Here is a 13,219-nt window from a genome sequence, read left to right on the forward strand (position 1 = left end):
TTGGCCGCTGCCCGCCGTCGTCCATCACGGTTTGGAGGCGACGCCCGGTTCCAGGAAGCGCTTCCCATTGACCCGCTCCGAGGCACCGGTGCGGTCGAGGTACGGTGTGATGCCGCCCAGATGCAGCGGCCATCCGGCGCCGAGGATCATGCAGAGGTCGATGTCCTGGGCGGCCGCTACCACGCCTTCGTCGAGCATTCGCCCGATTTCGTCTGCCAAGGCATCCTGGGTGCGCTGCAGCACCTCTTCCGGGCTGGACGGCGACGTGCCGCGCTCCAGCAGAACCAGCGTGGAGTCCGGAACATATAGGGTTCCGTCTTCCTCCTTCTCCCAGAGTCCCTTAACGCCGGTATCAATCAGTTTCTGTTGGTTTTGCGAAACATGGAAACGATCACCGAAGGCCGCGTGCAAAGACTCCTGCACATGCTGGCCAACGGGGAGCCCCACGAGGGCGAGCAGTTTGAACGGAGAAAGTGGCAGGCCCATGGGACGCAGGGCGTTGTCCGCAGTCTCCGCGTCGGTGCCTTCATCGAAAACTTTGGTGATTTCACCGAACATCCGGCCGAGGACGCGGTTGACGACAAAGGCGGCCGCGTCCTTGACCAATACCGCGTTCTTTTTCAAGTTTCGCGCGACTTCGAAGGCTGTGGCGAGCACCTCCTCGCCGGTATCCGGGGCGCGGACAATTTCCAGCAGCGGCATGACGGCAACAGGGTTGAAGAAGTGGAAACCGATGAGCCGTTCCGGATGCTTCAGATCTTCAGCCATGGCGGTGACCGACAATGAAGAGGTGTTGGTGGCGAGGATGCATTCCCGGGAGACAACGTCCTCGACTTCGGCGAAGACCTGCTTCTTGACCGAGAGTTCCTCAAAAACCGCCTCGATGACGAAGTCGGCGTCCGCGAATTCGGACTTGTCCACCGAACCTGTGACCAGCGACTTCGCCTGGTCGGCGGCGTCGGCGGAGATGCGTTTCTTTTGCAGCAGCTTATCGATCTCGCCGTGCACGTACTGCACGCCCTTGTTAACGCGTTCCTGGTCGATATCTGTTATCACGATCGGGATGCGCAACTGGCGGGCGAACAGCAGCGCCAGTTGGCTTGCCATCAGGCCAGCGCCGACAATACCGACCTTGTTGACCGGCCGGGCCAGCGCCTTATCCGGCGCGCCGGCGGGACGTTTGGCACGTTTCTGGACAAGGTCGAGGAACGCGTAGACCGTCGCACGGAACTCGTTCGTCTGCATCAGGTCAGCCAATGCGAGATCTTCCTGCTCCGCCGACTCAGCCTGGGTCCAGTTCTTTCCGGCCTCGAACAGATCCAGCGCGCGGGCAGGAGCCGGGGCGGCATTCGACGTCTTGGCTTCGACAAAGGCCCTGCCCCGGGCAACTGCGGCATCCCAATCGCCGCCGGTGCCGCTATGGTCCTTGCGTCGTTGTTCAACCGCGCCGGTGGTGTCAGTGTCGCCGGCTATGACCCGGCCCGCCCATGCCAGGGACTGTTCCAGGAATTCGTCCGGTTCAAAGAGGACATTAGCGATGCCCACCTCGTATGCGGCCGCGCCGGAAAGCGTGCGGTTCTGGTTCAAGGCGTTCTCGATCAGAACTTTGACTGCATTTTCCGGCCCGACCAGGCGCGGCAGCAGGTAGATTCCGCCCCAGCCGGGAACGAGGCCGAGGTACGTTTCCGGCAGTGCCAGCGCGCCAGCTGCAGAGGACACCGTCCGGTAATTGGCATTTAAGGCAACCTCCAGCCCGCCTCCCAAAGCAACACCGTTGATGAAGGCAAAGCTTGGGACTCCCATGTTTCCCAGCAAGCCGAACACGTAGTGCCCCAGCCTCGCCATCTGGACGCCGTGCTCGCGTTCAGTGATGGATTTGACGGCTGAAAGGTCGGCGCCGGCGACAAAGAAGTTTGGCTTTCCGGTAATGCCGACTCCGGCCAGTCCGCCGGCGGCCGCCCGCTGCTGAAGCCCCTCAAGGGTTTTGCCGAGCTCAACGAGGGTCGAGGGCCCCAACGTCGTGGGCCGCTTGGGATCCAGGTCATTATCGAGAGTGATGAGGGCGAGTTTTCCCGCTCCGTTGGGCAGGTCAACATCCTTTACGTGGGAATGCGTAACGATTTCCCCGCCGAAGGCATCGGCAAGGGTCTGGAAGTCCTGGGCGCTCATGCGTTCTCCTCCGCTGTCACCAGACGATAGATCGGTCCGGCGTCGTGTTTTGTTGTGGTTGCGCGGGTGGTGCAGATCATCTCAGAGCCATGTTACTCATTAGTAACTTCTTCGGGCAAAACCGCAAAGTGACTGCTATGGGCCGCTTTCGGCGACCGGGCCGTCGTCGGGCTTCTTCTCTCCCTTTACCGGCAGCGGGGCAGGGTCGAGGAAGGCGTCAGTGATGGCAGCAGCGGTCATTTCGATCTGCCAGTTCCGTGCCCCGAGGGACCGAAGCCTTTCGGCGATAGCACCGGCGTTGATCGGTTGCGGGGGACGCCACGCCAGCCGCCGGAGGGTGTCCGGTGTTAAAAGGTTTTCCACCGGCATCTCGAGGGTACCCGCCATGGTGGCCAGGCGTGCCTTGGCCGTGGAAAGGCGGGCGGCGGCCACAGGATCCCGATCCGGCCAGACGCGTGGGGGAGGAGGAGTGTTGGTTACCAGATGCAGGGGCGGCAGGTTCTCGGCCCGGGCCGCGCCTTCGATGCACCGCAGCCAGCGCGGCGCCTCCCGTTTGGCGGCGCGGCCGTGGAAACCATTTGTTGCCAGCAGTTGTGGAACGGTCGTTGGCATGGCCTTTGCCGCCGCGACGATGGCCGAATCGGGGATCAATCGTCCCGGCGCTACATCGCGCTTCCGGGCCAGCTGTTCACGTTCGAGCCAGAGCCGGCGCACCGCCTCGAGTTGGCGCCGGTCGCGGATCTGGTGCATTCCCGAGGTTCGCCGCCAGGGATCAACGCGCGGCTCAGATACACCTGCCTCCCGGATGGCTTCGAATTCCTCTTCGGCGAAGGTCAACTTCCCCGATTTCGACAGAACGTTGCCCAATTCGTGGCGCAGCTCTATCAGTACTTCCACATCCAAAGCGGCGTATCCCAGCCACGATTGCGGCAACGGCCGGGTGGACCAATCCACCGCTGAATGCTCCTTGGCCAGGCCAAAGCCCAGCAAATTCCCGATCACCGCTGCCAGTCCGACGCGGGGCAGCCCGGCCAAGCGGGCGGCGAGCTCGGTATCGAACAGCTTGTCAGGCCACATGCCCAGTTCCGACAGGCAGGGCAGGTCCTGACTTGCCGCATGCAGGATCCACTCGACCCCGGAAAGTGCCTCGTCGATTATTTTCAAATCATCGAACGGTTCCGGATCTATCAGCCACGTTCGGGCGCCCTCACGCCGGATCTGCACCAGGAATGCCCGTTGTCCATAACGGAACCCGGAGGCTCGTTCCGCATCCACCGCTGCCGGGCCGGTTCCGGATGCCAGCGCGACGGCGGCCCGCTGCAGACCCTCGGCAGTGGAGATGACAAGCGGAACGCCTTCGCGGGGTTCGGTGAGCGCCGTGACTTCGTTCTGCGGCTCCGCTGACTCATCTGGGGTCGCGGGTGTAGGTCCGTCCGGGTTCTGCGAAGTCATGATCCCCCCACCTTATCCAGAGTTCGCACCGGCGTGCAGTCTTCAGCTCCGACGGCGGTGTCCCAAGGGTGTGACGCCCTCCGGCAGCGGCGGCAGGCCGGCAAAGGTGCAGACCATGTCGGACCATGCCTCCAGATGTGACTGTACATCCGCGGTCGACGGCGTCCAGGAGGCCCGCAACTCAATGTCAATGGAGTCGTCCCGTTCGGCCAGCGTGCCGTATGTCTCGGAGAGAATCCGTGTCGCTGTTCCTCCAGCGGACTGGTAGGGTGCCCGATGAGCTTCAAGAGCCTCGACAAGCCAAGTCCACGCCACGGACCCGAGCAGTTGGTCATTGCCGATGTCCGGTTCAAGCTCGGCCCGGATATAAGTGACGATCCGGAAGGTGCCGTCCCAAATCTCGGAGCCCTCCGGATCATGGAGCAGGATGAACCGGCCACTTGCCAGTTCCGTGTCCGTATGGTCGGATGATGCAGCTATTGCCGGACCATGGACAGGCCTTCGCGCCGTGGAGCCGGTGGTGGCGAATACCTCGGCGCCGAGGGCAACGGCGAAGGGTGCAAGCCTCGATGGTGCCGGCAACTCTTCCAAGTGCAGCTCGGGGCGGCACTGGGCCTTCCGGAGGCTTGACAGTGCTGTCAGGAAATCAGGGGGAACCTGCGAGAGGTCGCCAATCGCGCTCACCTTGGCAGATTATGCTCTGCCTACGACAAAATTGTTCAGGCGCGCCGATCAGCGATATATCGATTCGGTGACGTCCGCCTACCGTTGGTATCCGGACATTTCCCGCCGCAAGGCGGCAATAAAGGTCTCGATGTCCTCTTCGGTCGTATCAAACGAACACATCCAGCGCACCTCGCCGGTGGCCGGGTTCCAGTCGTAGAACCTGAACAACTCCCGCAGGCGGTCAGCAACACCTTTCGGAAGAACCGCGAAGACGGCGTTCGCCTGCGTCGGCTGGGTCGCCTTGACGCCATCGAGCGCGTCAACAGCCTCCCGCAGGCGGACGGCCATGGCGTTTGAGTGACTCGCCGAACGGATCCATAGATCGCCGTCGAGCAGTGCGATCAGCTGGGCCGAGAGAAAGCGCATTTTCGAAGCCAACTGCATATTGAGCTTGCGGAGGAAAGGCAGGCCGGAACAGGCTTCCGGATTCAGCACGACGACGCACTCGCCAAAGAGCAGCCCGTTCTTTGTTCCGCCGAAGGACAATACGTCGACACCGGCGTCGCGGGTGAAAGTCCGCAGCGGGACGCCAAGGTAGGCCGCCGCATTGGCGATCCTGGCCCCATCCATATGGAGTGACATGCCGCGTGCGTGGACATGGTCGGCGATCGCCCTGACCTCCTCGACCGTGTAAGTCGTTCCCAGTTCCGTGCTCTGAGTAATCGACACGGCTAACGGTTGGGCCCGGTGCTCGTCGCCCCAGCCCCAGGCCTGTTCGTCGATCAGCTCCGGGGTGAGCTTGCCGTCGGGGGTGGAAACCTGGAGCAACTTGATGCCCGCGACCCGCTCCGGCGCACCATTCTCATCCGTATTGATATGCGCTGTGGTGGCGCAGACGACTGCGCCCCAGCGGGGGAGCAGGGACTGCAGGCTGAGCACGTTGGCGCCCGTTCCGTTAAACACCGGGAATGCTTCCACGCCATCGCCGAAGTGGGACGCCATAACGTCCTGCAGGCGGTCAGTGTATTGGTCTGCGCCATAGGCCGGCTGATGGCCGCCGTTGGCGGCGGCAAGCGCCTGGAGGATTTCCGGGTGTACACCGGAATAGTTATCCGAAGCGAAGCCTCGGACACCGGCGTCGTGCAGTTGCATGGGGGAGTTCACAATAGTTTCAGTCACCATTCCAGTATCACGCATTCGCCAGCGGCACTGATCAATTGTTGAGCGGGATGCGCGTTCCGTTGGCCGTGGCGGCGTCCACGGTCATGAATTCCACGAAGGCTTCCCCGAGTTGGCGCACGTCTGTGTAGCCGGCGAAGGCCCGTTCCGGGTCCGCCTCCCGCATAGTGTCGTCGACGAGTGCCTTGATGATGAAGGCAGCAGCGGCAGCGCGTTGCGGCTCGGGATCCTCTTTGCGGCCCGATTGTGCACGCCGGAACCCATCGGCGACGGCCATGGTCCACGCCTCTGCCGCAGCTTTGGCAGCGGAGTAGTTGGCGCCCGACGCCGTTGGCTTTGCCGCCGCCGTCGAGGAGACGATTGCCATCCTCCCGGCATCGGAGGCCAGTAAGTCCGGATAGAACGTTCGGCTGGTATTGCGCAGGGTGGTGAACACGTGGCTGTGCAGGTAGTCCCAGTCTTCGTCGCTCTGGCCGGGAATTCCTTCACCGCCGCGCCACCCGCCGACAAGGTGGATCAGCCCGTCGATGGGACCGGAATCATTGTGGAGCTGCGCGGCAAATGAGTCGACCTCTTCGGCGTCGGACAAATTGCAAACATAACCCGTAACCCCTTCCGCCACAGCGCTAAGCCGGTGCAGCCGGTCGGGATTGGTTCCCACTGCGATGACCGAGGCGCCTGCTTCGCTCAACGCCGCCGCCGTGGCAGCGCCGGAGGGGCTGGTCGCCCCGGCAATCAGGACCGTGGGGTTATGTGCCAGTACTGTCACGCAATGTCCTTCGTCGTGCCGGTGATGCCGGCGGTGGATTCAATCACTTCCTTCATCTTACGGTTCAACGCCTCATAGAACATGGACAGCGGGAACTCGTCATCGAGAACCTGGTCGGTCAGCCCCCGCGGCGGACCATCGAGTGGCAGAGAGTCCGGTCGCTTCGCCCAAACGGAAGCCGGATTGGGCGTCAACGTTCCGGTGATCATTTCATAAGCTGCCAACCAGTGTGCCGTTTTGGGACGGTCTATGGAGCGCCAGTAGAGATCTTCAATCTGCTGGCCAAGGGCAATAACAACGTTGGGCACTTCATCCCAATAAATGGTCATTTTCCCGTCCGTCCAGTGCAGGACGTGGTGCTGGTGCATCCAGGCGAACAACAACTGCCCGCCCAGACCGTCGTAGTTGCGCACCCGGTTTCCGGTAATGGCAAAACGGAAAATCCGGTCGAAGATGACGGCGTACTGCACCCGCTTCGCATACTCCCGGGTTTCGTCTGTGGCCTGACTGTCATGCTCGAGACGGACCGACTCACGGAAGGCTGTCAGGTCGCACCGCAGCTCTTCCAGGGAGTAGAGGAAGTAGGGCATGCGTTGTTTGATCATGAAGGGGTCGAAGGGCAGGTCGCCGCGCATGTGGGTGCGGTCATGAATCAGATCCCACATGACGAACGTCTTCTCCATCGTCGACTGGTCCTCCAGCAGCAGCGCCGCATCATCCGGAAGTTCGAGTGAAGTGATCTCCGCCGCTGCACGCACGACCTTGCGGAAACGGGCAGCCTCACGGTCTGCAAAGATGGCGCCCCAGTTGAACTTCGGCGTCTGGCGCACCGCAACCGTCTCCGGGAACAGCACAGCCGAATTCGTGTCGTAGCCGGAAGTGAAATCGAGGAAGCGGATCGGGACAAACAGCTTGTTGGAGTAACTGCCTTCTTCCAGTTCGGAGATGAATTCCGGCCAGATAACCTCCACCAGCACGGCCTCAATCAGCCGTTCGGAACTGCCGTTCTGGGTATACATCGGGAAGACGACCAGGTGCTTGAGGCCGTCGGTGCGGTTTAGCTGCGGTTGGAAGGCCGTAAGCGAATCGAGAAAATCGGGTTCGGGAAATCCGGTGTCTGCCCAGCGCCGGAAATCTGTGACCAGGGCCGAGAGGTAATGCTCGTCGTGGCTGAAAGCAGGAGCGAGTTCCTGGATGCCGGAGATGATGTCCTGCACACAGGTCGCAGCCTGCACGTGGTCCGTCCGTTCGGGTACGGATCCGTCCTTAATCTGCAATGACTGAAGCGTTGCCGCCGCAGTTTTAATCCGCTGCCAAGCAGGGTGTTCAGCAGGATTTTCCGGGCCGGCGCCGGACGGACTCATTACCGGAGTGGTTTCAGTCATCGTTGACTCGCTTTCTCATCGCAGGGTGAAAAACCGTAGGTTTCAAGGGTCTGCTCGAAGCGTATCAAAGAATCAGTGTTACTTATCTAAAAGTAACTCCAAAGTAAGTAACTCTTGTGCTCAAGGGCCGTTTGCTCCAGTCCGTGAACAGTACTTGATGAGTTTGGCCTAGTTGGCCGGGGTATCCCCGCCGACGGAATCATCGGTTACCAGCCGCATGGATACCGAGTTGATGCAATAGCGCTGGTCAGTCGGTGTGTCGTAGCCTTCGCCTTCGAAGACGTGGCCGAGATGGGAATCACACTGACCGCAGCGCACCTCGATACGCTCCATGCCCATGGCACGGTCGCGGATGTAACGGACGCGTTCTTCGGCTAAGGGAGCAAAAAAGGATGGCCAGCCACAGTGCGAGTCAAATTTTTCGTTACTGGTAAAGAGTTCGGCGCCACAGGCACGGCACTGATAAACGCCCTTGGTATGGCTGTTCCAGTATTCGCCGGTGAAAGGTCGTTCGGTGCCTGCCTGGCGCAGGACAGCGAACTCTTCAGGAGTCAGTTCCTCACGCCACTGTTCGTCGGTCCTCTGGACCGGTGTCTGCTGTAGGTACGATTTCGAGTTCTGGTTCGTGTCCATGCCGTGTATAACGCTCACGAGTCCCCGATGTATCCCGATCCTGAGTAGAGATGCAACACAGGAAGTCCCAACTCGTCCTGGGCTTTGCTGGCCCAATCGGTATGGAAGGTATCTTCCACAGCATGCGGCCGGGTAATGACAATTGCTTCCCTGGCATCAAGCTCATGTACTTTGTCCACCAGTGCCTGCACGGCATTTGCGCCGACGACATGGCCCTCGGCGTTGATTCCGGCCGTGCGGAGTGCCTCAAGCGAAACTTTCAGGGTCGCATCGGCCTTGAGCCGGCTCTTGTCCGCATCAGGTTGTTTGGCGGCGAGGTCACGGAAGGCTTGGCCAATGTTCAGTAAACTCACTTGATCGAGGAAATCCACGATCAGGTGCCGCTCCGTGTCTGAAGGAACGAGCAAAATGAAACGCCGATCAGCCCCGGCGTGGAAAGATTCCAGATTACGGACGTCGGCCTCGACCAGCGGTTCTTCTGTCAACACAACAATGGAATCAGTCATGGGCATAGCCTAATGCCTGATGGGGCGTTCGCCGAAGGTCCTCGACGCGCACGGGCCGGCCAGCCAGAATGGAATCATGCTACGTATGTTGTCGTTCCTGGGGGGCCCCCGGGATACGCCGTCGTCATTACCCGGACAGTCGCATGGGGGGAGCAGCAATGCATGGAAACTTCTTAGCTCCGGTGCAGCGATTGGCGCCGGTTTAACGTCCGTGGTCCTGGCCGGTTCTTCGGTGCTGGCAACCTATTTCGCCCGCAGAGTGGTTACACCTGTGCGGTTCCGCGAAGAAGACTTATTCATTTTGGCGGTTGCCGGAATGGAGGACGAGCGCCGCGTGGTTCTGCCGGCGAACGAGGACACCACGGTGGAAGGAACATACTCGCTGTACTTCGACGGCGGGAGGGGCCACGCCCGGATCGGGAAAATCCGTTCCTACGCACCGGGCGAGGATACTGTCCTCCGGGATGTGGAGGAGGTGTACAGCGGCGATCTCACCACGGCCGTTCGTGGCTGGTGGAGCGGAGCTGTGTATCCGCATCCCTCGTACCTGGGACTGGACTGGGCGGAAGCTTATGTCCCGGTTGACGGCGGCAGCGCGCCGGCCTGGCTGATTCCTTCATCCAAGGACGGCACCTCCCGGACGTGGGCGATCATGGTCCACGGCCGCGGCGTGACCCGAACCGAGGGTTTGCGGGCCGCCCGAACGACGGCAGAGATTGGTCTGACGAGCCTGCTGATTTCCTATCGGAACGACGGCGAGGCGCCGGCCGCGGATGACGGTCGCTATGGTCTCGGCATGACCGAGTGGCGCGACGTCGAGGCCGCCATGGAGTATGCATTTACGAAAGGGGCCAGGGACGTAGTCCTTTTTGGCTGGTCGATGGGAGGAGCAATCAGCCTGCAGACGGCGGATTTGTCGAGGCACAAGCATCTGATCCGCGCCCTTGTGTTGGACGGTCCGGTCATCAACTGGATCGATGTGCTGGCGCATCAGGCCAAACTGAACTACATCCCCGTGGCGGTCGGCCGACTGGGACAACTGCTCTTGACCCATCCATGGGGCCGCTCGCTGACTGGTCTCGGTGCTCCAGTGAATCTGAAAAGCATGAACTGGGTGGAGCGGTCGGATCAACTCGATACACCAACGCTGATCATACACAGCAGCGCCGACGAGTTCGTGCCCTCCGGCCCTTCAAGACAGCTGGCACGCAACAATCCCGGTCTCGTCAGCTTCGTCGAGTTTCCGGCGGGCCGGCACACCAAGGAATGGAACGTCGATCCGCAACGATGGGACCGGACAGTCCAGAACTGGTTGGCGCCGCTGCTGGCCAGCCAGGACTTTCCGCAACCTAGGTTGCGGTCTGAACCTCCGAAACCTTCCGCTTAATCCGTCCCAACATGGCCGACATTCCCCGCATACGCAGGGGTGTGATGGCCCGGGTGAGTCCCAGCCGGTCGGGGACATCTTCGGGCACGGCGAGGATTTCTTCCGGGCTCAGCCCGTCCAGTCCTTCCGCCAGCACGGCTGCGAAACCCCGCGTCGTGGGCGTCTCCGGCGGTGCGGAGAAAAACAGATGAACGATCCGTTTCGGCTCTTCTTGGAGTTCGACGGCGAGGAACAGGGGAGTCTGGCATTCCACGACCTGTTCAAGCAGTTCAGGATGATCGGCCAGACGCCCGGGCAGTTGCGGCAGATCCCGGGAGAATTCGAGCAGCAGTTGCAACCGGTCCGGTTCCTCGAGGGCCTGAAAGTCCTCGATGATTTCCGCCAGCTGTGGAGGGAGTTCGGTGGCGGTCTCAGTCATTTAGGTGCTTCTCCTGGAGCTTCGCCTTTTACGATCGGAACCCGCACGGCATTGCCCCACTCAGTCCAGGAACCGTCGTAGTTCCGCACATTCTCAAAACCGAGGAGGTGCGTCAGCACGAACCAGGTGTGACTTGAACGTTCGCCGATGCGGCAGTAGGCAACGACGTCGTCACCATCCTTGAGGCCGGCGTCGTTGTGGTATATGTCCTCCAGCTGTGTCCGGTCCTTGAACGTTCCGTCTTCAGCCGCTGCCCTGCCCCAAGGGACGGATGCGGCGCTGGGAATATGACCGCCGCGCAGGGCTCCTTCTTCGGGGTAGGCCGGCATGGTGGTCCGGACTCCGGAATATTCTTCGGGCGAGCGAACATCTATCAGCGGCTTGCCAAAATGCGCCAGAACGTCGTCCTTGAAGGCGCGAACCGGTGCATCGTTGCGTTCTATAACGGGATACTCGGACTTCTCCACCTGCGTAGTGACGGTTGAAATTTCGCGACCCTCGGCTATCCACTTGTCCCGGCCGCCGTCGAGAAGCCGGACGTCTTGATGTCCGAACAGCGTGAAGACCCACAAAGCGTAGGCCGCCCACCAGTTGCTTTTGTCTCCGTAAATGATGACGGTGCTGTCGCGGCTGATGCCTTTGACGGACATCAGAGCGGCGAATCCTTCACCGTCCACGTAGTCGCGGGTATCGGCATCATTCAGGTCCGTGTGCCAGTCGACCTTGACGGCGCCGGGGATGTGTCCGGTTTCATAAAGCAGGATATCCTCATCCGATTCGACCACCACGAGGTCGTCGTCGCCGAGATGATCCGCCAGCCACTCAGTGCTGACCAGCCGCTCGGGGTGCGCGTATGCGGCAAACTTATCGTTGGTTTCTGCAGAAACTGGCACAGTTGTAGCCTTCCGGTTGATAACAGGTCCTCTCTCAAGCCTAACGATGATGCCGGCCCAAAACTTCCAACCGGGTCGTCGAGGGCCGCAAAATAGCGGCGAAGGACGGCGCGCCCTTGGCGTATCGTGGCGGTGTCACAAATTTTCACCGTGCCCGGCGGGCGCAGAACAGAATGGAACAGCGTCTTGGCAACTATTGAGAATCTGACAACGCGTACGCCGAGCGTTTCCGTGGATGAGTTGTTGGACGGCTTCTATCCATCACCACGGTTTGCCGGTGTTTCCTTCTCCAGTTACCGGCCGGACCCTGCCCAGCCTTCCCAGGCGCATGCGGTGAAGGAACTGGAGAAGTTTGCCGACACGGTAGCCCAGCCTGAACCGTCCGGATTCCGAAAATTGTTTGGCGCCAAGAAGCCGGATGGCCCCTCGGGGGTGTACCTTGACGGCGGGTTCGGTGTGGGAAAGACACACCTTCTTGCATCACTCTGGCATGCCTCTCCCGGGCGGAAGGCGTTCGGCACGTTCGTTGAATACACGAATCTGGTCGGCGCGCTGTCGTTCCGGAAAACTGTCGATTCGCTCAGCAATTACGAGCTCGTGTGCATTGATGAGTTCGAGCTGGACGATCCCGGTGACACCGTCCTTATGTCGCGTTTCATGCGCGAATTGGCCGATGCCGGCGTCAAGCTGGCGGCGACCTCGAACACTTTGCCTGGCTCTCTAGGAGAAGGCCGGTTCGCCGCAGTGGACTTCCAACGGGAAATCCAGGTGCTTGCGGATCAGTTTGAAGTTATCCGGATCGATGGCGAGGACTACCGGCACCGTGGTTTGGCTGAAGCACCGGAACCACTTGAAGAAGACGAGCTCGAAGCGGGTATAGAGGAACACTTCGCGGATGACACGGTGGCTCTGGACGACTTCCCTGAACTGCTGCGTCATCTGTCCGGTGTACATCCGAGCCGGTACCGCCAAATGCTCGACGGCATCGATGCGGTGGCCTGGCGGAATGTACGCACCATCGAGGAGCAGTCAGTTGCTCTGCGGTTCGTGGTCCTGGCGGATCGGCTGTACGACAAGGACGTGCCCATTATCGCCAGTGGCGTCCCGTTCGACCGGTTGTTCACAGAAGAAATGATGGCCGGCGGTTACATGAAGAAGTACCACCGCGCGGTGTCCCGGCTGACTGCCCTGGTCCGAGAGGGCCAGAAGGGCGAAGCCTCCTAGCCGATTCCGTTGCCTTGGAGCAGGCGGTTAACGGGAAAGCGCTGGTGCTGCCTAACGGCAGGACCAGCGCTTTCTTGACTTTCTTAGGTCTTATGGGCCGGGGACCGGACCGGAAGTTCCGTCGGTGGAATCACCACGGTTGGCGTTTTTCTCCACGAAACCTGAGGCTTTTTCCCGGACTCCGTCGATTTTTCCGGCATATTTGCCGCCCGACTTACGGTCCGCGAAATCACCTGCTTTTTGGATGCCCTTTTGGATCTTGCCCTCATGCTGTCCAATGAGGTCCGTGGCTTTGCCCTTCAGCCCGGAGGCCTTGCCTTTGAAGCCGTCAAAAACAGACACGGACACCTCCCTTCGTTCCAGGGAGCCAATTTGCTCCCTCCCGCAACTATCTTATGCCCGCCACCGGCACCAGCCAAGGGCGCGTCCCACTTACTCAGCGGCAAAGGCTGAATACTCGCACAGAGGCGGAACGGCCCGACGGCGATTATTGTGGCCGCCGAATGTGCTGTGGGAGAATCACGGAAGCCACTCAGGC

The 13,219-nt window shown here is 60.9% G+C and carries 13 protein-coding genes; 2 read left to right on the plus strand and 11 right to left on the minus strand.

Features of this window, described 5'->3' with window-relative positions; genetic code table 11:
* Positions 1-24: 24 nt before the first annotated feature.
* From Y707_RS0102405 to Y707_RS0102440, 8 genes are all read right to left on the minus strand, one after another.
* On the minus strand, positions 25-2,169 hold the full coding sequence (locus Y707_RS0102405) for a 3-hydroxyacyl-CoA dehydrogenase NAD-binding domain-containing protein (RefSeq protein ID WP_026533894.1): 2,145 nt from the start codon (positions 2,167-2,169) through the stop codon (positions 25-27).
* Positions 2,170-2,304: 135 nt separating this feature from the next.
* Positions 2,305-3,621, minus strand: a complete 1,317-nt coding sequence (locus tag Y707_RS22900; protein ID WP_081744564.1) for an HRDC domain-containing protein — start codon at positions 3,619-3,621, stop codon at positions 2,305-2,307.
* Between the two features lie 42 nt (positions 3,622-3,663).
* Positions 3,664-4,296: a DUF3000 domain-containing protein gene (locus Y707_RS0102415; RefSeq protein WP_035780071.1), complete on the minus strand. Its 633-nt coding sequence runs from the start codon at positions 4,294-4,296 to the stop codon at positions 3,664-3,666.
* Between the two features lie 87 nt (positions 4,297-4,383).
* Positions 4,384-5,439: a threonine aldolase family protein gene (locus tag Y707_RS0102420; protein WP_253905036.1), complete on the minus strand. Its 1,056-nt coding sequence runs from the start codon at positions 5,437-5,439 to the stop codon at positions 4,384-4,386.
* Positions 5,440-5,500: 61 nt separating this feature from the next.
* The gene (locus tag Y707_RS0102425; RefSeq protein WP_155852650.1) at positions 5,501-6,235 is read right to left on the minus strand and encodes an SDR family oxidoreductase; all 735 of its coding nucleotides are present in this window, start codon (positions 6,233-6,235) and stop codon (positions 5,501-5,503) included.
* Complete coding sequence (locus tag Y707_RS0102430) at positions 6,232-7,599, minus strand: DUF6421 family protein (protein WP_026533898.1); 1,368 nt, start codon at positions 7,597-7,599, stop codon at positions 6,232-6,234. Before Y707_RS0102430 ends, Y707_RS0102425 begins: the two co-directional genes overlap by 4 nt.
* Before the next feature lie 189 nt (positions 7,600-7,788).
* Complete coding sequence (gene msrB, locus Y707_RS0102435; protein ID WP_026533899.1) at positions 7,789-8,253, minus strand: peptide-methionine (R)-S-oxide reductase MsrB; 465 nt, start codon at positions 8,251-8,253, stop codon at positions 7,789-7,791.
* A 14-nt stretch (positions 8,254-8,267) separates the two neighbouring features.
* Entirely contained in the window at positions 8,268-8,759 is a 492-nt protein-coding gene (locus Y707_RS0102440; RefSeq protein WP_026533900.1) for a hypothetical protein, read from the minus strand.
* Positions 8,760-8,844: 85 nt separating this feature from the next.
* Here Y707_RS0102440 and Y707_RS22905 point away from each other — a divergent pair, with 85 nt between their 5' ends.
* On the plus strand, positions 8,845-10,146 hold the full coding sequence (locus tag Y707_RS22905) for an alpha/beta hydrolase family protein (protein ID WP_051441591.1): 1,302 nt from the start codon (positions 8,845-8,847) through the stop codon (positions 10,144-10,146).
* Here the strand turns inward: Y707_RS22905 and Y707_RS0102450 are convergent.
* Both Y707_RS0102450 and Y707_RS0102455 read right to left on the minus strand, forming a co-directional pair.
* A complete protein-coding gene (locus Y707_RS0102450) occupies positions 10,109-10,564 on the minus strand; it encodes a SufE family protein (RefSeq protein WP_026533901.1) in 456 nt (151 codons plus the stop codon). The two genes, Y707_RS22905 and Y707_RS0102450, sit on opposite strands and share 38 nt — an antisense overlap.
* Entirely contained in the window at positions 10,561-11,457 is an 897-nt protein-coding gene (locus Y707_RS0102455; RefSeq protein WP_026533902.1) for a sulfurtransferase, read from the minus strand. The genes Y707_RS0102450 and Y707_RS0102455 overlap by 4 nt, the downstream gene beginning before the upstream one ends.
* A gap of 186 nt (positions 11,458-11,643) precedes the next feature.
* On the opposite strand from Y707_RS0102455, the gene zapE reads away from it, so the two are divergent.
* The gene (gene zapE, locus Y707_RS0102460; RefSeq protein ID WP_026533903.1) at positions 11,644-12,681 is read left to right on the plus strand and encodes a cell division protein ZapE; all 1,038 of its coding nucleotides are present in this window, start codon (positions 11,644-11,646) and stop codon (positions 12,679-12,681) included.
* 90 nt (positions 12,682-12,771) lie between these two features.
* Here zapE and Y707_RS22910 read toward each other — a convergent pair whose 3' ends face one another.
* Complete coding sequence (locus Y707_RS22910; RefSeq protein WP_051441592.1) at positions 12,772-13,023, minus strand: antitoxin; 252 nt, start codon at positions 13,021-13,023, stop codon at positions 12,772-12,774.
* Between the last annotated feature and the right edge of the window lie 196 nt (positions 13,024-13,219).

Source organism: Arthrobacter sp. H14 (assembly GCF_000520495.1).
Taxonomy (GTDB): Bacteria; Actinomycetota; Actinomycetes; order Actinomycetales; family Micrococcaceae; genus Arthrobacter_C.